Source organism: Citrobacter pasteurii (assembly GCF_019047765.1).
Taxonomy (GTDB): Bacteria; Pseudomonadota; Gammaproteobacteria; order Enterobacterales; family Enterobacteriaceae; genus Citrobacter; species Citrobacter pasteurii.
In genome coordinates, this window is the sequence record NZ_CP077262.1 from 3,601,451 (window position 1) to 3,619,589 (window position 18,139).

Annotated in this window: 22 protein-coding genes and 1 pseudogene; 10 read left to right on the forward strand and 13 right to left on the reverse strand. The window is 48.2% G+C overall.

All coding sequences use genetic code 11. The features are described 5' to 3' along the window. Positions 1-84 precede the first annotated feature (84 nt). The 8 genes from I6L54_RS17575 to I6L54_RS17610 all read right to left on the reverse strand — a co-directional run bounded on the left by I6L54_RS17575 (position 85) and on the right by I6L54_RS17610 (position 3,327). On the reverse strand, positions 85-1,095 hold the full coding sequence (locus I6L54_RS17575; RefSeq protein WP_040230478.1) for a phosphoadenosine phosphosulfate reductase domain-containing protein: 1,011 nt from the start codon (positions 1,093-1,095) through the stop codon (positions 85-87). Beyond that, entirely contained in the window at positions 1,092-1,526 is a 435-nt protein-coding gene (locus tag I6L54_RS17580) for a DUF3850 domain-containing protein (RefSeq protein WP_072041416.1), read from the reverse strand. Before I6L54_RS17580 ends, I6L54_RS17575 begins: the two co-directional genes overlap by 4 nt. Next, positions 1,523-1,750, reverse strand: coding sequence for a TraR/DksA family transcriptional regulator (locus I6L54_RS17585; protein ID WP_016150819.1), 228 nt, complete (start codon positions 1,748-1,750; stop codon positions 1,523-1,525). Before I6L54_RS17585 ends, I6L54_RS17580 begins: the two co-directional genes overlap by 4 nt. Further along, complete coding sequence (locus tag I6L54_RS17590; RefSeq protein WP_040230474.1) at positions 1,750-1,983, reverse strand: DUF2732 family protein; 234 nt, start codon at positions 1,981-1,983, stop codon at positions 1,750-1,752. The genes I6L54_RS17585 and I6L54_RS17590 overlap by 1 nt, the downstream gene beginning before the upstream one ends. A 67-nt stretch (positions 1,984-2,050) precedes the next feature. Continuing rightward, on the reverse strand, positions 2,051-2,392 hold the full coding sequence (locus I6L54_RS17595; protein ID WP_000963480.1) for a DUF5347 family protein: 342 nt from the start codon (positions 2,390-2,392) through the stop codon (positions 2,051-2,053). Beyond that, positions 2,356-2,556 carry a phage filamentation protein Fil family protein gene (locus I6L54_RS17600; RefSeq protein ID WP_023184690.1) on the reverse strand — a complete coding sequence of 67 codons (201 nt, stop codon included), beginning with the start codon at positions 2,554-2,556 and terminating at the stop codon, positions 2,356-2,358. Before I6L54_RS17600 ends, I6L54_RS17595 begins: the two co-directional genes overlap by 37 nt. A gap of 7 nt (positions 2,557-2,563) precedes the next feature. After that, positions 2,564-3,073: a phage regulatory CII family protein gene (locus I6L54_RS17605; protein ID WP_040230472.1), complete on the reverse strand. Its 510-nt coding sequence runs from the start codon at positions 3,071-3,073 to the stop codon at positions 2,564-2,566. Between the two features lie 32 nt (positions 3,074-3,105). Then, positions 3,106-3,327, reverse strand: coding sequence for a regulator for prophage (locus I6L54_RS17610; protein ID WP_004201303.1), 222 nt, complete (start codon positions 3,325-3,327; stop codon positions 3,106-3,108). 95 nt (positions 3,328-3,422) lie between these two features. Between I6L54_RS17610 and I6L54_RS17615 the strand changes: the two genes are divergently transcribed. Beyond that, entirely contained in the window at positions 3,423-4,019 is a 597-nt protein-coding gene (locus I6L54_RS17615) for a phage repressor protein CI (RefSeq protein WP_040230470.1), read from the forward strand. 20 nt (positions 4,020-4,039) lie between these two features. Beyond that, the gene (locus tag I6L54_RS17620; protein WP_040230468.1) at positions 4,040-5,716 is read left to right on the forward strand and encodes an SNIPE associated domain-containing protein; all 1,677 of its coding nucleotides are present in this window, start codon (positions 4,040-4,042) and stop codon (positions 5,714-5,716) included. A gap of 111 nt (positions 5,717-5,827) precedes the next feature. Here the strand turns inward: I6L54_RS17620 and I6L54_RS17625 are convergent, their stop codons facing one another. Further along, on the reverse strand, positions 5,828-6,688 hold the full coding sequence (locus I6L54_RS17625; RefSeq protein ID WP_040230467.1) for a hypothetical protein: 861 nt from the start codon (positions 6,686-6,688) through the stop codon (positions 5,828-5,830). 295 nt (positions 6,689-6,983) lie between these two features. On the opposite strand from I6L54_RS17625, the gene I6L54_RS17630 reads away from it, so the two are divergent. After that, positions 6,984-8,036: a phage integrase gene (locus I6L54_RS17630; protein ID WP_040230466.1), complete on the forward strand. Its 1,053-nt coding sequence runs from the start codon at positions 6,984-6,986 to the stop codon at positions 8,034-8,036. Positions 8,037-8,226: 190 nt separating this feature from the next. Continuing rightward, positions 8,227-8,703 (forward strand): annotated as a pseudogene (locus tag I6L54_RS17635) (SDR family NAD(P)-dependent oxidoreductase); the annotation flags it as partial. A 14-nt stretch (positions 8,704-8,717) separates the two neighbouring features. Here I6L54_RS17635 and I6L54_RS17640 read toward each other — a convergent pair. Then, entirely contained in the window at positions 8,718-9,632 is a 915-nt protein-coding gene (locus I6L54_RS17640; protein WP_040230464.1) for a DMT family transporter, read from the reverse strand. Between the two features lie 103 nt (positions 9,633-9,735). Between I6L54_RS17640 and I6L54_RS17645 the strand changes: the two genes are divergently transcribed. Further along, positions 9,736-10,650: a LysR family transcriptional regulator gene (locus I6L54_RS17645; RefSeq protein WP_040230463.1), complete on the forward strand. Its 915-nt coding sequence runs from the start codon at positions 9,736-9,738 to the stop codon at positions 10,648-10,650. A 6-nt stretch (positions 10,651-10,656) separates the two neighbouring features. On the opposite strand, the gene I6L54_RS17650 is transcribed toward I6L54_RS17645, so the two are convergent. Next, a complete protein-coding gene (locus I6L54_RS17650) occupies positions 10,657-11,205 on the reverse strand; it encodes a TetR/AcrR family transcriptional regulator (protein ID WP_040230462.1) in 549 nt (182 codons plus the stop codon). A gap of 85 nt (positions 11,206-11,290) precedes the next feature. Between I6L54_RS17650 and I6L54_RS17655 the strand changes: the two genes are divergently transcribed. The 3 genes from I6L54_RS17655 to I6L54_RS17665 all read left to right on the forward strand — a co-directional run bounded on the left by I6L54_RS17655 (position 11,291) and on the right by I6L54_RS17665 (position 13,703). Further along, positions 11,291-12,499, forward strand: a complete 1,209-nt coding sequence (locus I6L54_RS17655) for an MFS transporter (RefSeq protein ID WP_040230461.1) — start codon at positions 11,291-11,293, stop codon at positions 12,497-12,499. Then, on the forward strand, positions 12,499-13,314 hold the full coding sequence (locus I6L54_RS17660; protein ID WP_040230460.1) for a Cof-type HAD-IIB family hydrolase: 816 nt from the start codon (positions 12,499-12,501) through the stop codon (positions 13,312-13,314). The genes I6L54_RS17655 and I6L54_RS17660 overlap by 1 nt, the downstream gene beginning before the upstream one ends. 107 nt (positions 13,315-13,421) lie before the next feature. After that, the gene (locus I6L54_RS17665; RefSeq protein ID WP_040230459.1) at positions 13,422-13,703 is read left to right on the forward strand and encodes a hypothetical protein; all 282 of its coding nucleotides are present in this window, start codon (positions 13,422-13,424) and stop codon (positions 13,701-13,703) included. Positions 13,704-13,731: 28 nt separating this feature from the next. Here the strand turns inward: I6L54_RS17665 and I6L54_RS17670 are convergent, their stop codons facing one another. Next, positions 13,732-14,964, reverse strand: coding sequence for an MFS transporter (locus I6L54_RS17670; RefSeq protein ID WP_040230458.1), 1,233 nt, complete (start codon positions 14,962-14,964; stop codon positions 13,732-13,734). Positions 14,965-15,260: 296 nt separating this feature from the next. Between I6L54_RS17670 and ybjG the strand changes: the two genes are divergently transcribed. Together ybjG and deoR are read left to right on the forward strand one after the other, a co-directional pair. Then, positions 15,261-15,869: an undecaprenyl-diphosphate phosphatase gene (gene ybjG / locus I6L54_RS17675; RefSeq protein WP_005123628.1), complete on the forward strand. Its 609-nt coding sequence runs from the start codon at positions 15,261-15,263 to the stop codon at positions 15,867-15,869. A gap of 64 nt (positions 15,870-15,933) precedes the next feature. Further along, positions 15,934-16,692, forward strand: coding sequence for a DNA-binding transcriptional repressor DeoR (deoR, locus tag I6L54_RS17680; RefSeq protein WP_005123630.1), 759 nt, complete (start codon positions 15,934-15,936; stop codon positions 16,690-16,692). Between the two features lie 45 nt (positions 16,693-16,737). On the opposite strand, the gene dacC is transcribed toward deoR, so the two are convergent. After that, positions 16,738-17,940: a serine-type D-Ala-D-Ala carboxypeptidase gene (gene dacC / locus I6L54_RS17685; protein WP_005123632.1), complete on the reverse strand. Its 1,203-nt coding sequence runs from the start codon at positions 17,938-17,940 to the stop codon at positions 16,738-16,740. Positions 17,941-18,139 lie beyond the last annotated feature (199 nt).

Below are 18,139 nucleotides of genomic sequence, written 5' to 3' on the forward strand. Positions count from 1 at the left end.
ACGAATAAAGCCCGGTAGTATTCTCAACACTACCGGGAGGTTCAGTTACAAATGAAGCGGTGAGCCGGCCTGAACTGATATCCGTCACTCGCAGACTCCGGCATAAACACTGCTGCACACCGCCTTATCGTTCATTCCAGCCAACAGATCGAACTGCGCACCACCGCGAGTGGTTAAAGCCCAGTCGCGGTAAGACTCAATGCCATAAGCATCAACGGTGATGACCTCAATACGTTTTTCAGCCCGGCGCGGGTCATGTGTGGACGGAAAGAATGTTGAATTGCCACGGCGCGAACATTCCGCAACCATCCTTTCCCATTCAGCCACTCGACGGATTTCTTCGGGCCAACGCTGGAAAATCTCTGCAAGCTCGGACTTACGGGCATGAATACATGGCATACAACCGACACGGCTGCAGCCCTGCAGATAAAGTGGGTTAGGTTTGATGCCATGGCGTCTGGCAAGGGCGAACACATCTTTATGCAGCCAGTTGAGGATCGGACGATACACATGAAGGCCCGGTGTATCGTCAGCGTCTTCCTCCCACTCAGGCAGCAAAGCACGCGCCGGTGATTCTTGTCCCCGGACACCCTGCCAGCTGATTACTTCGTCGTATTCGTCCAGAGCCGGGACGATCACCTGCGTTCGCACCGGCTCATGTTTCAGCTCAAACGTGCAGAAACGGACCTTTGTTGAAGGAAAACGGCCTTTCCACATGCACAAATCAAGAAACGGATTGCCGGTTGGTTTAAGGATTTCCAGTGCCCGATGGATACGTTCTGCGGCCTCACCTGGCGACATACCGCATTCCTGAACCAGAGAACCGGGCCACTTTTCCGCAATGAATTTACGTTTCCCTTCTATCTGGCGCGTGAAATCAGCTTTTACGCGGATAACCTTGCCCAGTTTTGATTCCAGATAATCCAGATACTCCATCGTCTGCGGGTGCTCATGGCCCGTATCAGCAAAGACAGAAATATGTGGAACATCGTTTTCAATGGCCCTTAGCCACTGCGCAAGACTATCTTTGCCACCTGAAATACTAATGATGTTTATTGTGTTGGCGGCAAAGCAACGCGGATCGATATGATTCACAACTCACCCCCAGTATTATTTTTATTTCTTTTTGGCTGAATCCCATGTCTTTTAAAGCGTTGATAAAAAGTTATTGCATGCCCATACAAAGGCACTGGAGGTACAAATTCAGAAACAGCTATGATTTCGTCTGCAGATTTCCCTTCCCCCATGATTTCCGCAAGGATTGGAAGAACATCTTTCTCATCGACCAAAGAAATAGACATAACTACCCAATTACCACCCGTGATAATGAAATCCCCCACGGGTAATAAGTGAGTCACTTTGGCAAGCGAAACATTGCCCGTAAACTCATCCCTCCATTCACGCAAAAGAATAAAATCACCACATTTAAAATTGCGATCGTTCATTCGCAACTCTGCTTTTTTCTCTCCAGCAATAACTGATGCAAAATGTCCCGGTGCAATTTTTAAGTTATGAATGACGCTCATACAGCACCGCCTACGTAATGTTTGCCTTTCAGCTCCGCAATCTCCTGACAAGTGACACAGCACTGCACACCTGGAATGGCGCGGCGGCGTGCTGGCGGGATCGGCGCATCGCAATCAATGCAGAGAACACGAGAAACGCCCGGCGTTCTGTTGCGGGCGGTGTGGATGTGGCGCTGACGTTCTTCTTCAACGCGCTGCTGTACAAGGTCCATTGAATCAGCCATCAGTGGATCTCCTGCGCTTCGTTCTGAATGTTTTCAGCCGCAATACGAAGCAGTTCCGCCGCTTCAACGTGGTTAAGCTGGCGTGACGTGATATGGCAAGCCAGGCTATCAAGACGGGCTGCCATTGCCGCAGTCCGTGCCCGACGTTCTTCCATCCTTGCATCAGTCAGCATCTGGTTAAGGCCAGCATCATCTGGTCCTGTTTTGGTGATACGGGTTTCAATATTTCGCATTGTTGTTTCTCCTGAATTTGGGCAATAAGAAGCCCGGCGGGTTTACGCCTTTAATTTCGGTTATGGGTTAATTCGGCATGGCTAGCCGATTTGGAAATAAACTCACCACTGTACGGAAATGGTTCATTGCTTTAATCAGCTCCCGCTTTTCGTCAGTCGTCAGCTCACTAACATTGACGCTATGACGTTCCGCCGGAATCTTTGCCATAAAGAATATTGCAGCTAATGCGCGTTTATTCTGCTCATGGTTAATATCCCGTTGGTCCCGCATATCGCTAATAAAGCGCTCCAGTTCTGAATCAATATTTAAGCCAAACACTTTCGCCCTTAATTCCGCGATGTGGTTTAACCCATTAAGGCGGAGGCCAGCGCTTAGCGGAACAGTCGCAGCATCGCCTTCAATAGCCATGGTTTCCCCTGATTTTTAGTGGACAATTCATCCAGCAGCGCATCCTGAGAGCGGCATGGATGCCAGCGCTTGCCATCCTTCCCCATAATCCAGCCATGACCGCAGTGCATTGCAGGACTTTGCTTAACGAGCAGTGATGCAAAAGATGGTTCTTTAGTCAGCATAACCACCTCAGATCAGACCGAACGAAGCGCCCAGGCCCGTCACGGTATCTACCGCGCTTGCCATCGCCGGATTCGCCTGCAAACGCGCATGCAATGAAACTGCAGTGAGTGCCATCAAGCGCGTAACAGAATTGATGCTGTTGATAACATCGCGGCGACCTGCGCTGGTTTTTACATCGCCGGATACTGCGCCAGCAGCTACTCGCCCAATCTCCGCAGTTGCACTCATGACGTAATGCGGCAGGTTCTCTTTTGCTACTTCATTCAATGGCACGCACGGCAGGCAATGGATTTGAGCCAGAAAACCGTCAACCAGCGTTGAGTCCTCTGTGATATCAGTCAGCAGCCAGATCTCCGGCGCGGTGAGCTGATGCGGCTGTTCCGGGTTTAGCTTGTTGCGCAGGGTTTGGACATTCATGCCAGCGCGTTCTGCCAACCTCGCCATGTTATGACGTAAGGCAAAGGCACGGCAGGCATCATCGAAATGCGGGTGTTTGGAAACTCGATAGTCAAACATAGCAAGAGACTCCGATGTATCTCAAAATGGAACTAACTAATAGCGACATTGCAATCAGAAAGCGCATCAACTGTCAGCGCGACGATGTTAATCATCACTTTCTCGCGCTTCTTGTCCTTACGCAGACGGTGGCGAGGCAAACGACCATCAGCGAGCATGTCGTTAATGGTGTCTACAGGCAGTCCTGTTAGCTCGCTGTAGCGTTCAATTGTGACGTGCGGTGTATTCAGAGTGATTGAAATGTTAGGGGTCATGATGCAACATCTCCTATTGGCTTGTGGTGAGCCGGTAGTAATCGTGACAAGTCCCCAAATGGGAACGAAATTGATACTAGGATCGCATAAGAGATATGTCAACATCAAAGTACCCAAATGAGATCAAAATAAATCCCAATCAGGGTGGCAAGGCTGCGATTGAGCGATTGGTCGAGGCATATGGGTTTACAACACGGCAGGCCCTTGCTGACCACTTAGAAGTGTCAAAAAGCACTTTGGCTAATAGATACATGCGAGATACCTTCCCCGCAGATTGGATAATTCAGTGTGCCCTGGAAACAGGCACTTCACTCAATTGGTTAACCACCGGGCAAGGCCTTAAACTAAGTTCTCAAACAGCAACCACCGAAGAGCTCGTGAAGTTTCGTCTGGTTGCGGGAAAAATGGTTGAAGATGGCTCATATGTTTTTGACGCGTCATTTCTTCCCGCGAAGCTTTCTGCCCCGATTGTTGTTCTCGACGGACCTACTACATACATCTGTGAGCAAAAATTTACAGAAGTGCTTGATGGGCACTGGTTGATCAACATTGATGGAACTTATTCTATTAGACTCATCACCAGGTTGCCTAAGGGCATGATTAAAATTTCCACTACAGAAAATAGTTTTGAATGTGCTTTTGCAGATATAGAAGTGATCGCATATGTAAGAAGCACAACTGTTTCAAATTGATATGGTAAAAGGATTTTGAAATGGATTTATTTATTATAGTAGTACTCTTATTAGCATTGCTCTCTCCCATTTTATCCGTCGTACTTTTCAAGAAAAGTAAAAAATATCGAGAGGAAATGAATATTTTAGCCTCCAGTAATAAAACTCTTGGAGGTGAATTAGGTGAAACACAGGAAAAATTAGCCCAGGCTATACGTGAACACGCAGAACTTGAAGGGAAAGCGGCCCCCTTATGGCAGTATCAAGAATTACATGATGCAGTCCTAAATGCTGAAAAGAAGATAAAAACCGCTGACGCCATAGCCAAAGAAAAGATAGAAGAAGCCCAAAAAAAGGCTGCAAGAGCAGTGAACGAAGCCCACCACCAGGCTGAATTAACAATAAGCAACGCCAATAGCGAAGCTGTCGCTATCACCCAAGATGCTCGTGATGCCCGCTTGAAAGCCAAAGAACGACTCGATAACGCGAATAGTAAAGCGGATGAACTGATCTCTAATGCAAATGATAATGCGATGAAAATAATCGCAGATGCTGAGACACGTGCAAAAGAAATTGCGGGGTCCGCATATGAAGCAAAAGAGTTCGCAGAGACCTACCAGGCTGTAGCTAAGTCAATGAAAAATAAAATTGAAGGGTACGGTGATGAATGGATAGTTCCAAACCGAAGTGTTTTGGACGAACTGGCAGATAATTATGAATTTACGGATGCCGGGAAAGAACTGCAAAAAGCCAGGGAGTTAACCAAGTCTCTTATCAAAACAAGCAAAGCTGCAAGCTGTGAGTATGTCGAACCGAACAGACGAAACACCGCAATCAATTTTGTACTAGATGCTTTTAATGGGAAGGTTGATAGCACCCTTTCGAAAATTAAACATAACAATTACGGTAAACTATCCCAAGAAATAAAAGATGCTTTTGAACTTGTGAATTTTAACGGTTCTGCCTTTAGGTCCGCAAAGATCACTGATATCTACTTACAGGCCCGTCTCAACGAGCTTAAATGGGGAGTAGCTGTAAATGAAATTATGCTCGAAGAAAAAGAGGAACAAAGACGAATTAAAGAGCAGTTACGTGAAGAAGAAAAAGCGCGTCGCGAGTATGAAAAAGCGATAAAAGAAGCTGAAAAAGAAGAAAAAGCAATTCAACAGGCCATTGATAAAGCAACTAAAGAACTAATGCTCGCAGGCGAAGAGCAACGTATAGCCCTCGAACAGAAACTGGCTGAGCTGCAAATTAAATACGAAGAAGCTGAAGCTAAAAACCAACGAGCAATTTCGATGGCGCAGCAAACACGCTCAGGTCACGTATATGTGATCAGTAACATCGGCTCCTTTGGAGAAAACGTTTATAAGATTGGGATGACGCGAAGACTTGAACCGCTTGATCGTGTTCGCGAGTTGGGTGATGCCAGCGTGCCTTTCTCATTCGATGTGCATGCAATGATCTACAGTGATGATGCCCCATCACTCGAAAATCATCTCCACAAAGTGTTTAACGATAAGCAAGTGAACAAAGTTAACTCACGCAAAGAGTTCTTCAATGTTGGAATAAAAGACATCAAATCTACTATTCAAGAAATGAGTATTGATGCGCACTGGACGATGTTTGCAGAAGCTAAAGAGTACAGAGAATCTTTAGCCATTGAGAATGAACGCTTAGCTAATGTGGTGAAAAACAAAGAATTGGTAGTTGCTTAATATTTAATAAGACATATCAATTAAATTGTGCCCAATACTGGGCACAATAAAAATAATTTTAATAATACAACTACTATAACGCATTATTTAATTATAATAAAAAAACACCCATCACTTTCTACTCATTTGACTTTTATATTTTTTAGGGCTTATTTTTCTAAGATTCGTATAAAATTCAGTAACATCACTACTGCCTGACTTACTAATTTGGTTTAAAGCTTCTTTACTCGTGACAATTTCCACCATTCTATTATAGCGCTCTCTCATCCAAGAAAATTTCACTCTAAGATCTGCTTTACTGTGATGGCTTGAACCCATTAGACCTTTACGTATTATATTTGCTAAATTATCAATGTAACGTGGAAAATCATTCTCAGGATCATCTAACTCAGACTGAGCCTTAAAGAAATAATCAATGTAATACATACCATCAGAGTCCTGTTCAAGAAGAGAATGCACATAGGCTTCTTCTTGGCTTATAGTGTGCTCTGAGCCTCGATTATTAATACCTGCCTCTATAACTGCATGATCTAATATAACTCTAGGGTACATTGCGGCCTTTGATTCAAGCATATATGCCTCAACAAGAGCTGGGCCAAAGAGATATCTATCTGTATGAATAAATTTTCCCATTGAGACAGCGCCCCTACAAAGCATCCCTCTATCTATAAGTCGCATTATTAACCATTTTATTTCAAGCAACGTATAAAACACTTCACTTGGTCGGTCTATTTCAAAAGAGACCACAACACAATCTGAAAATATTGAAACCTTTTTACCTTGAGATGGTTTAGAATTATAAATATTTAAACTTTCATCTAAATTCCATATATCATATATTTCTTCATATGCTGAGACTACCGCATCTATAGCATCTTCATTATCATTACCATCTTTTCCAAGAGTGCCATCAAGCAATGTTTTAAAACCTAAAATATCAATAAATGCAACAACTCTTTGTTCATATTTCATTTATAACTCTCAGGTAATTAATCATTAACAATTATAAACAGGTATTATTAAACTTAACTTTATATATAATTTGGATTTTAGAGAAGGCGATGTTCAAGACTTTCTCTTGCTATGGATTCTACACTTTGAAAGCTAGAGCTGACAAAAATAATTATATGTTAATCATCAAAATCATCTAAAAGATCCCAAATTTTAGAATGTTGCTACCCAAGACATGTTGGTTTTGTGTTTAACAAACATTGACCACTGTTCAAGCATACAGTTAAATTTAACCCTCAGACATGAGGGCTTTTTTATGGCAGTACGAAAACTCGACACAGGAAAATGGATTTGCGAATGCTACCCTGCTGGGCGCAGCGGGCGGCGTGTACGTAAGCAGTTCACCACCAAAGGTGAAGCATTGGCTTTTGAACGCCACACTATGGATGAAACGGAGGCGAAACCCTGGCTGGGTGAAACGGTAGACCGTCGGACGTTGAAAGATGTCGTTGAACTCTGGTTCAAACTTCACGGCAAGTCCCTTACCGCTGGCGAGCATGTTTACGACAAGCTGCTCTTGATGGTCGATGCACTCGAAAACCCCCTCGCTACAGATCTCAGTTCCAAATTGTTCGCGCATTACCGTGATAAACGCCTAACGGGTGAAATTTACTTCAGCGACAAGTGGAAGAAAGGTGCCAGCCCGGTAACTATCAACCTTGAGCAAAGTTACCTTAGCGGCGTTTTTAGCGAACTGGCCCGTCTAGGTGAGTGGACAGCGCCGAACCCGCTGGAGAACATACGCAAATTCACCATCGCAGAAAAGGAGATGGCATGGCTGACGCATGAACAAATTACAGAGCTTTTGTACGACTGCAACCGCCAAACCCCCCTGCTCGGTCTGGTCGTTAAAATCTGTCTGAGCACCGGAGCACGCTGGCGCGAAGCTGTGAACCTAACCCGTTCTCAGGTTACGAAATACCGGATCACATTCGTCAGGACTAAAGGCAAAAAGAACCGCAGTATCCCGATCAGCACAGAGCTGTACGAGGAGATCATTGCCCTCGACGGTTTCAAGTTCTTTACTGACTGCTACTTCCAGTTTTTATCTGTGATGGATAAGACTTCTATCGTGCTTCCACGCGGTCAGCTGACACACGTTCTGCGCCACACGTTCGCTGCTCACTTTATGATGTCAGGTGGAAACATCCTCGCCTTGCAGAAAATCCTAGGTCATCACGACATTAAAATGACTATGCGCTATGCTCATCTGGCACCAGATCATCTTGAAACTGCCCTGCGTTTCAACCCGTTGGCTACGCTGCCAAGTGGCGACAAAGTGGCGGCAGCAGTTGGCAATGCCCCGTAGTCGTCACTTCTCACCACTAAACTAACTTATTGATTATTATGTAACTCGTTGTTTTAATTAACCCATTTACATAAATGGGTTTTTTGTTGCCTGGATTTTAGCTCCCCCCCCGAAATTCCTCCCCAAATTTGCAGCATGCCGGTTATGGCACATACTTTTACTCGGTGCTAAATGGTGATGGGGGGTTGCTATGTTACTCGCAGGCAAAGTCACGGTGATCTTCGGTGGCAGCGGCGCTATTGGTAGTGCAGTTGCGCATACTATGGCGCGCGAAGGTGCCCATGTGTATCTGGGCGCGCGCCGTCAGGAAAAGCTGGATTGGACCGCCAGCAGCATCAGAACGGCGGGTGGCGCAGTCGAAACTTTTATTACCGATGTTCTCGACGAACACGACGCATCAAAACAAGTTACTCGCCTTATCCAGCAAACCGGTGGAATAGATGTGGTGGTCAACGCGACCGGTTTTATGCATGAGCAGGGCAAGCGCATCGAGGCATTATCCCTCTCCGGTTTTATGAGCGGTATCACCCCTTTCCTCTCGACACAGTTCAATATCGCAAAAGCCGTAACGCCACACATGAGCGGCAATCGTGCGGGCTTTATTCTTACCGTTGTCGCTCCCGCAGCGCCTATGGCAATACCAGAACACCTCGGACACATCGTCGGCTGATTTCGACCTTTTCACACCGAAGGCTGCTGCGCCGCATTGTATTTTGTCGAGCGAGAACACAGCGTAATACCGCAGACGATAACCAGCGCGCTTACCAAATGATATGAATGCAGCGTGACGTTTAAAAATACTACGCTGAAGAACCCTCCACTCAGTGGAATCAAATGCGAATAGATTTCACCGCGCGTGGCACCAATGGCGCTAATGCCTTTGTTCCACAGTAAGTATGAAAACCAGGAAGGGAAAATAATCAGATAGGCTAATCCGGTTATGACCTCATAATTTGCATAATGATGCCAGTCAGGCATGCCATTGCGCATCAGTTCAAAGCCCAGAACAGGAATAAGCGCGATAGCACCCAATAGTGCACTGACGGCAACAAATGCGTTTCCCTTCACCGCTCGCGGTTTAATCCGCAGAAAAGCACAATAGACCGCCCAACTGAGCGCTGAACCCATAGTCCAGAGATCGCCCTGATTCAGATGATTAAGCACCTGCGCATGTTTCAGATCTCCCTGTGACACCAGCCAGATAACACCAAGGGTACTGAGGATCACTCCGGCAATATTGCGCGTGGAAATAAGCTCTTTAAAAAAGAGCTTATTAATAAGTAATACTATCGCGGGCGTCGTCGACATATAAATTGCGGCATTCAATGATGACGTGTATTGCAGGCCAATGTACAAGGTCAACGGAAAAAGAACCTGACCACAAAGCGCCAGGAATGCGATAGTGCCAAAGGATTTTTTCATCATTGGCCACTGTTCTGCGACCTGGCGAAAATAAAGCGTCATTAACACCAGAGCAGTAAAAATCCAGCGTGCTGCTGATAAAACGATAGGATTAACATCAGCGACCAATATATGGCCAACCACATAGTTCCCGCCCCAAAAACAGGCTGCCAGACTGAGTAAAATATAGGGCATGTTATCCGCCTTGTTGTCACATTCTCTGTATTACAACAAGGCTACGGCGGCGTCAGAATGAATGCTAATATAACCTTTTTATCCAGGTGGATAGATTAAAACTATGAAATTTACGCTCAGGCAACTGGAATTTTACATTGCACTTACAGAAACGTTACAAATTTCCAAAGCTGCAGCGCGTTGTCATATCTCCCAGTCATCAATGACCATTGCCATGCGCAACCTGGAAGAAGCGCTAAACGTACAGCTTTTTGTGCGCTATCCCAAAGGGGTCAAGCTTACCGTCGAGGGTGAGCGCTTTCTGAATCATGCCTGTAACATTATCAACAGCAGTCGCGTTGCGATTGATTCCCTGCAAGATACAAGTGATATCCTTACCGGAATGGTGCGTATCGGCGTCGCAGAAACGCTCTCCGCTTATCTGATACCTGATATTCTTGGCGACATTGAACGCCGTTTTCCTCTTCTTGAGATCGTTTTTCATGAAGCCACAGCGCCAGAATTAATACAGGCACTGCGGGACAAACAGGTCGATTTTTGTCTGCTGCTTACCTCAAACATCAGCCACGACGCCGATCTGGATATCGAAACCTTTATTCGCTCCCAGCGACGTCTGTGGACGTCGATCGGACATCCGCTACAGAGCCAGTCCGCTATCCGGTTGAAAGATGTTGGCAAGTTGCCGTTTTTACTGCTGGAAACCGACAAGTATCCTGACGTCATCACAGAGTACTGGCAACAGCGTGGCTACGTACCCAACATCTGCTTTCGCAGCAACTCTTTTGAGGCGGTACGCAGCCTGGTTGCCAAAGGCCGAGGGATCACCATTTTATCCGATCTGGTATATCGCCCGTGGTCACTGGACGGACTGCGCGTTATGCGCAGAACGATTGATGATTTTATTACTTACATGGATGTCGGCACCGTTAAAGCAACACACCAACCGCTGACCACCGAGGCTGGAAAAGTCATCGATTTTTTACGTCAGGTGATTACCCGCCTCGACAAACCTTATTGATACAGCTCAAGAACGTGGCAGCCCGGCAATACGCGCCACCATCAGCAAGATATCTTCTCGCTGCAGCGGTTTTTTGTCCGTGACAAAATGCAGCGTCATCCCCTCGATAAACGCATCCAGCGCCCGCGCGGTAATCGGTTCGAACCACTGCTCCAGCGTCTGCTGACTGCGTAACATCCAGTTTTGCATAACCGTCTTTAACGCCGGTTTACGACTGGCAAACGCATACAATTGGTACATGAGTTCCATATTGCCAGGCGTCGTGACCTGGGAGCTATAGATCATATCGGTAATGGCATGGCAGGCCTGTGGCGCATTTTCAACACCGGCAAAAAATGCCTGATATTGCACAGACATGGTGTCAGTAAAACGCTCGAATGCCTCCATTAAAAGCTCATCTATTCCCGAAAAGTAATAGGTCATTGAGCCCAGCGGCACCTCGGCAATCATGGCGATTTTCCGGTGTGTAACCCCATGAATACCATGGATTTTAACCGCATCCAGCGTGGCCTGGACTATTTTATCCCGTCGTTGTGGGTCGTTCGCGCGTCGCACTGCATTACCTCTTCTTGCATTTGTGTACAAATGTACACAACCTTGCTAATGTTGTCTTCTTCCCTCTTTTCTTTGGCTCGAATTCATGACTGGCATCTCATCACGCAAAGCCTTAAGACGCCGTATGTGGGCGCTTTTCACGTTCTTCTTTTTACCAGGATTATTAATGGCTTCCTGGGCGACGCGTACCCCTGCCATCCGAGATATCCTCTCTATTTCCACCGCTGAAATGGGCGCGGTGCTGTTTGGACTCTCAATTGGCTCGATGAGTGGCATTCTTTGTTCGGCCTGGCTGGTGAAACGATTTGGCACGCGAAACGTCATCCGCGCCACCATGTCATGCGCGGTTCTGGGAATGACAATTCTCAGCCTCGCATTATGGCTGCATTCCGCCTGGCTGTTTGCGTTTGGTCTGTGCGTGTTTGGCGCCAGTTTTGGCGCGGCTGAAGTGGCCATCAACGTCGAAGGCGCAGCGGTTGAGCGCGAAATGAATAAAACCGTGCTGCCGATGATGCATGGTTTTTACAGCCTGGGAACGCTGGCGGGCGCAGGCGTCGGGATGATGCTTACCGCCTTCAGCGTCCCGGCAACCGCGCATATTCTGCTGGCGGCGCTGGTAGCTCTCACCCCTATCTTCATCGCCATCAAGGCGATTCCTGACGGCACGGGTAAAAATGCCGCTGACGGCTCTCACTCCAGCGAAAAAGGCTTGCCATTCTATCGCGATATCCAGTTATTGCTGATTGGCGTCGTGGTGCTCGCAATGGCATTTGCTGAAGGTTCTGCCAACGACTGGCTTCCATTACTGATGGTTGATGGGCATGGATTTAGCCCGACATCTGGATCGCTGATTTATGCCGGCTTTACGCTCGGTATGACCGTCGGGCGCTTCACCGGCGGCTGGTTCATCGACCGCTACAGCCGTGTGACAGTGGTACGCGCCAGTGCGCTGATGGGCGCACTCGGTATCAGCCTGATCATTTTTGTCGACAGCACATGGGTAGCCGGAGTTTCCGTTATTCTGTGGGGACTCGGCGCGTCGCTCGGCTTCCCACTGACCATTTCGGCTGCCAGCGACACCGGCCCCGATGCGCCAACGCGCGTCAGCGTTGTCGCAACCACCGGCTATCTGGCGTTCCTGGTTGGACCGCCGCTGCTGGGGTACCTTGGTGAACACTACGGCCTACGCAGCGCCATGTTGGTTGTGCTGGCGCTGGTGCTTGTCGCAGCCACCGTAGCGAAGGCTGTGGCTAAACCGGATGTCAAAAATACCACTGTGATGGAGAACGGCTAATGGCTATTAAGTTAATTGCGGTCGACATGGACGGCACATTTTTAAGCGACCAAAAAACCTATAATCGTGAGCGGTTTATGGCGCAGTACCGTCAAATGAAAGCACAAGGGATCCGTTTTGTGGTCGCCAGCGGCAATCAGTATTACCAGTTGATCTCTTTTTTCCCCGAACTGGCCGACGAAATCTCATTTGTGGCGGAAAACGGTGGCTGGGTGGTCAGCGAAGGGGAAGATATTTTTAACGGTGAACTGGCAAAAGACGATTTCCAGACCATCGTGGAGCATCTGCTGACCCGCACGGACATTGATATTATCGCCTGCGGTAAAAGCAGCGCCTACACCCTGAAGCAGTACAGCGATGAGCATAAATCCATCTCTGCCATGTATTATCACCGTCTTGAGTTTGTCGATAACTTCGACAACATCAACGATGTATTCTTCAAATTTGGCCTGAATATCTCCGACGATCGCATTCCCCAGGTACAGGCAGATCTTCATGAGGCGATTGGCGGCATTATGGTACCGGTGCATACCGGATACGGCAGTATCGATTTAATTATTCCTGGTGTTCATAAAGCCAACGGTCTACGCCTGCTGCAACAACGCTGGAATATTACCGACGATGAGGTTGTCGTGTTTGGCGATGGCGGAAATGATATTGAGATGCTACGCCAGGCTGGATTTAGCTTCGCAATGGCCAACGCTCACGAACCTGTTGTTCTGGCAGCAAAATATCGTGCGGGTTCGAATAACGAAGAAGGCGTGCTGAATGTTATAGATCGCGTACTAAAAAATGAGGCGCCCTTTACCCGTTAACGCATCAGCACAGACGGCAACAAAAGGACAGCATGATATATTCATAATCCGCCTCAAATTAACCCGCTGGATTATTACTTCCAGTGAATATTTCAGGTGAGCAAATTATGAAAAAAAGTGTACTGATGGCAACAGTGTTGCTGGGGTTTGCAGGGTCAGTATTTGCACAAAGCGTTACCGTTGATGTACCAAGCGGTTATAAAGTGGTGATCGTGCCCTCTTCCGTCAGCGTTCCGCAGGCTGTCAGTGTGACTACCGCGCCACAAACGGTGTATGTTGCTCCGGCAGCCACTCCAGCCCCTGTTTACCGCGCACATCCGTATGCGCGTCATGTTGCCAGCGTCGGTGAAGGCATGATCATCGAACATCAGATTGACGATCACCACTAAGTTTCTACCAGGCCCGGGCAACCGGGCTTTAGCCTTCCCGGGAATCCCCAACCCGTTTATCTTTCAGGAAGATAACCATCAGAATCAGCCACAGCACACCGCTGGCCAGATTAAACAGACTGAACAAGCCGTTGCCACCCAGCAGATAAGCATGTTTGCTCAGCTCAATACCGACGGTAAATATCAACATTTGCAGCATACCCATTGCTGCTGAAACTGTCCCTTTGCTCATTTCACTGGCAAACAGCGTCAGGCGCACCAACCCGGCATTCGCCACACCAATGCCAAACGCATAAAGACTTAAACCTGCCGTCATCCACAGATACGCATGAGAAGAAAAAACCGTGGCTGCGGCGGCAATGATCAATCCCACAGAGATTGGCCAGCCCCCCATGATAATCAGCGAGCGCACCGTGCGACGTGATGTCAGACGCGCCAGCACCAGGTTACCGGCAATCAGTGCGCCAAAAATCGGCACCTGCAGCAGGCCATATTCGTAGCTGCTGAGATGTTCGCCACTGATAATAATGATCGGGGACTGCGCAATCCACGCCAGCAATGGCAGACTGACAAAGCCCAATGCCAGTGCGCCTGCGACAAAACGCACATTCTTTAGCACCAGCTTATAATCTTTGCCCAACTCTTTGATGGAAAGCTTCTCGCCCAGTCGGGTAGCCGTTTCCGGCATCGCGCGCTGCAGGCCAAAAAAGGCGATTGCAGCCAGCGCGGCAAACAGAACAAACATGCCTTCCCACGGCAGAACATGTACCCAGGCGGCCCCAACCAACGGCCCCAAAAGCGGTGCAATCAATGCTACGTTTGCCATTAGCGCAGTGATTTTAATGCACACCGCTTCTTCAAAGGACTCCTGAATTGCGGCGTAACCTACCGCACCAATAAAGCACAGGCTAATCCCCTGTAAAAAACGCAAGAATGTAAACTGCTCAATATTCTGCGCAAGCAGGGTCGCAAGACAGGTCACAATGAACCAGAGCACGCCGGTTAACATCACCGGACGACGACCAACACGGTCCGACAGCGGCCCTAACAACCACTGTAAAAACATGCCGCCAGCCAAATAGGCGGTCATGGAGGTTGGAACCCAATCTAAACCGGCCTGATATTGCTCCACCACCGCCAACATTCCGGGTTGGATCATATCGTTACCGATATATGTAGAGAATTCGTAAAGCACCAGACAGAGAGGGAAAAGTAATGCCTGACGCCCCAAGCGGGCGCCTGAAGATAAACGGTTCTGCATGCAATCTCTTAACAAATGAAAAAACGCGCAAAGTGTAATAAATGCGCGGTAGTGGTGATAGTGAATTATGTGATTTGAAAGCAAAATGCGCACATTTTTACACTCAATTGCACGATAGCTTTTTGTTTTAAGGTTAATTTAAGTTGAGACCGCTATCATGCTCAATAAGCCTCATTAATTGTCTTAAAAAGAGTCAGTTAACAGACAAATAGGACAAGACCGCTTTTTATCGCCTGAAAGCAATTTTATGATCCCCAATATGGGCCTTTTTAACGATTACATTGAGTCTGGATGTTATGCTGGAAAATCTGAACAACTCGCTTTTTTACCTGATCAACGCCACGCCGGACTCTGCGCAATGGACGATCTCGCTCGCCATTTTTATTGCCAAAGATCTGATTAGCATCGTACCGCTACTGGCGATCATTCTCTGGCTTTGGGGGCCGAAAAACCATGTGACCATCCAGCGCCAGTTGGTCATAAAAATGGCGATTGCGCTGGCAGTCGGCCTGACCATTTCATGGCTCATGGGACATTTATTCCCTCACGACCGGCCATTCGTCAATCATATCGGCTACAACTTCCTGCACCATGCTGCAGATGACTCTTTCCCGAGCGACCACGGTACGGTTATCTTTACCTTTGCGTTGGCCTTCCTGTTCTGGCACCGCCTGTGGTCCGGAGCGCTGCTGATGGTCGTTGCCGTGGCGATTGCCTGGTCGCGGGTTTACCTTGGCGTACACTGGCCGCTGGATATGCTGGGGGGGTTACTGGCAGGTCTGATCGGCTGCCTAAGCGCCCAGATGATCTGGCAACGATTCGGCACAACCCTGTACCACGGTTTGCAGACCTGCTATCGCACTTGCTTCGCCCTGCCTATTCGTAAAGGCTGGGTACGTGACTAACCCACGGTAAAGAGAGTAGTATTAAGCGCGAAACTGAGCACGTATTCTACTCTCCAGGGGAACTATGGAAACTCGACGCGACGAGCGTATTGGTCAATTACTGCAGGCGCTAAAACGCTGCGATAAATTACACCTTAAAGAAGCCGCGACACTGCTGGGTGTATCAGAAATGACCATTCGTCGCGATCTGAATAATAACACGGCCCCGGTCGTATTGCTTGGGGGCTATATTGTTCTGGAACCCCGTAGCGCCAGCCACTATTTAATCAGCGATCAAAAATCCCGCCTGGTTGATGAAAAACGCCGGGCAGCGCAGCAGGCAGCCAGCCTCGTCCAGGCGCATCAGACCGTTTTCTTCGACTGCGGAACAACAACGCCGTGGATCATTGAAGCTATCGACAATGAATTGCCTTTTACCGCAATCTGCTACTCACTAAATACATTTCTGGTGCTGCAGGAAAAACCGCAGTGCCGCGTCATTCTGTGTGGTGGCGAATTCCATGCCAGCAACGCCATTTTTAAACCGCTTGATTTCCAGGAAACGCTAAACAACCTGTGCCCGGATATCGCTTTTTATTCCGCGGCAGGCGTTCATATTGAGAAAGGCGCGACTTGTTTTAACCTGGAAGAGCTGCCGGTGAAACATTGGGCGATGTCGATGGCGCAGCATCACGTTCTGGTGGTCGATCACAGCAAATTTGGTAAGGTGCGTCCGGCGAGGATGGGGGAAGTAAAACGCTTTGATACCATCATCAGCGACAGCCGCCCTGATGATGAGTTTGTTGAGTACGCTAAAGCGCAACGTATAAAGCTGATGTATTAAGAGATAATGCCGGATGGCGATAGCGTCATCCGGCAATCGGTGTGATTAAGAGAACCAGCCGCCAAACCACTGGTGGAATTTCATCATCACAAAATCCCACATGCGGCTAAAGAAACCGCCCTCTTCCACATCTTCCATCACCATCAACGGGCGCTGCTCGATGGATTTCCCGTTCAACTGGAAGTCGATAGTCCCCACAACCTGGCCTTTCTTCAGCGGCGCAGTTAACTGGGGTTCGGTCAGGGTAAAGCTGGCCTTCAGGTTTTTGAGCTGACCACGCGGGATGGTCACTGAGCCGCCTTCCCCTGCGCCCAAATTCACTTCGCTCTTATCACCAAACCAGACGCGCTGGGTCACGAAAGTGGCATCCGGCTTGATTGGCGTGACGGTTTCAAAGAAACGGAAGCCCCAGGTCAGCAGCTTTTCTGACTCATTAAAACGGATGCGGTCAGTTTTCGCCCCCAACACCACGGAGATCAGGCGCATATCGCCCTGGGTCGCGGAAGCCACCAGGTTGTACCCCGCACCGGCGGTAGTACCCGTTTTCATACCGTCCACGTTCAGATTGGTACTCCACAACAGACGGTTACGGTTCGGCTGACGGATTTTATTAAAGGTGAATTCTTTCTCTTTGTGGATAGCATACTCTTCCGGTACATCGTGGATTAATGCCTTCCCGAGCAGCGCCATATCACGCGCGGTACTGAACTGTCCTGCCGCATCCAGGCCATGCACCGTCTGGAAAGTGGTGTTGGTCAGCCCCAGTTTTTTCGCGTAGCCGTTCATCAGACCGATAAAGGATTCCTGGCTGCCAGCAACATAATCAGCCAGCGCGATACAGGCATCGTTACCAGACTGAATGATAACGCCTTTGTTTAGATCGGACACCGCAACCTGATCGCCAGGTTTGAGGAACATGACCGAAGAGCCGCGCAGAGCCGGATTCCCGGTCGCCCAGGCATCTTTCCCGACGGTAACCATGTCATTCAGATTAATTTTCCCGGCTTTTAGCGCCTGACCGACCACATAGCTGGTCATAATCTTGGTCAGACTGGCGGGATCCAGTTTCTCATCGGCATTACCTTCCGCCAGCACTTTGCCGCTGGCGTAATCCATTAAGATCCACGCACGTGCGTCAACGCTCGGCGGAGCCGTTGGTTGTTCCGCCGCCTGTACGGTCGGCGCAAAAAGGATTAAGAGTGCTGAACCTGCAGCAAGGCTGCGTAGGGAAGAGAAGTATTGCGTCATAAATGCCACCCGAGTATCCATTCCAAAAACCACGTCATACCACACCGTGTTTACACAAAACCGGCTAAGTTGCCTCAGCCAACCATACAGAAAGTTCTGATGGATGACGTGTAAAATAAGTGCGGTGAGTAATAACGCACTAACGAGCTTAAAGAAACCGTAAGTTGGTAAAGTTTTTAAAGTTTATGCAATAACGCAG

Bases quoted from the DNA above. Each gene is read 5' to 3' on its own strand.
- I6L54_RS17580 (WP_072041416.1), bottom strand. From the start codon at position 1,526: ATGAGCGTCATTCATAACTTAAAAATTGCACCGGGACATTTTGCATCA.
- I6L54_RS17585 (WP_016150819.1), bottom strand. From the start codon at position 1,750: ATGGCTGATTCAATGGACCTTGTACAGCAGCGCGTTGAAGAAGAACGT.
- I6L54_RS17590 (WP_040230474.1), bottom strand. From the start codon at position 1,983: ATGCGAAATATTGAAACCCGTATCACCAAAACAGGACCAGATGATGCT.
- I6L54_RS17595 (WP_000963480.1), bottom strand. From the start codon at position 2,392: ATGGCTATTGAAGGCGATGCTGCGACTGTTCCGCTAAGCGCTGGCCTC.
- I6L54_RS17600 (WP_023184690.1), bottom strand. From the start codon at position 2,556: ATGCTGACTAAAGAACCATCTTTTGCATCACTGCTCGTTAAGCAAAGT.
- I6L54_RS17605 (WP_040230472.1), bottom strand. From the start codon at position 3,073: ATGTTTGACTATCGAGTTTCCAAACACCCGCATTTCGATGATGCCTGC.
- I6L54_RS17610 (WP_004201303.1), bottom strand. From the start codon at position 3,327: ATGACCCCTAACATTTCAATCACTCTGAATACACCGCACGTCACAATT.
- I6L54_RS17615 (WP_040230470.1), top strand. From the start codon at position 3,423: ATGTCAACATCAAAGTACCCAAATGAGATCAAAATAAATCCCAATCAG.
- I6L54_RS17620 (WP_040230468.1), top strand. From the start codon at position 4,040: ATGGATTTATTTATTATAGTAGTACTCTTATTAGCATTGCTCTCTCCC.
- I6L54_RS17625 (WP_040230467.1), bottom strand. From the start codon at position 6,688: ATGAAATATGAACAAAGAGTTGTTGCATTTATTGATATTTTAGGTTTT.
- I6L54_RS17630 (WP_040230466.1), top strand. From the start codon at position 6,984: ATGGCAGTACGAAAACTCGACACAGGAAAATGGATTTGCGAATGCTAC.
- I6L54_RS17640 (WP_040230464.1), bottom strand. From the start codon at position 9,632: ATGCCCTATATTTTACTCAGTCTGGCAGCCTGTTTTTGGGGCGGGAAC.
- I6L54_RS17645 (WP_040230463.1), top strand. From the start codon at position 9,736: ATGAAATTTACGCTCAGGCAACTGGAATTTTACATTGCACTTACAGAA.
- I6L54_RS17655 (WP_040230461.1), top strand. From the start codon at position 11,291: ATGACTGGCATCTCATCACGCAAAGCCTTAAGACGCCGTATGTGGGCG.
- I6L54_RS17660 (WP_040230460.1), top strand. From the start codon at position 12,499: ATGGCTATTAAGTTAATTGCGGTCGACATGGACGGCACATTTTTAAGC.
- I6L54_RS17665 (WP_040230459.1), top strand. From the start codon at position 13,422: ATGAAAAAAAGTGTACTGATGGCAACAGTGTTGCTGGGGTTTGCAGGG.
- I6L54_RS17670 (WP_040230458.1), bottom strand. From the start codon at position 14,964: ATGCAGAACCGTTTATCTTCAGGCGCCCGCTTGGGGCGTCAGGCATTA.
- ybjG (WP_005123628.1), top strand. From the start codon at position 15,261: ATGCTGGAAAATCTGAACAACTCGCTTTTTTACCTGATCAACGCCACG.
- deoR (WP_005123630.1), top strand. From the start codon at position 15,934: ATGGAAACTCGACGCGACGAGCGTATTGGTCAATTACTGCAGGCGCTA.
- dacC (WP_005123632.1), bottom strand. From the start codon at position 17,940: ATGACGCAATACTTCTCTTCCCTACGCAGCCTTGCTGCAGGTTCAGCA.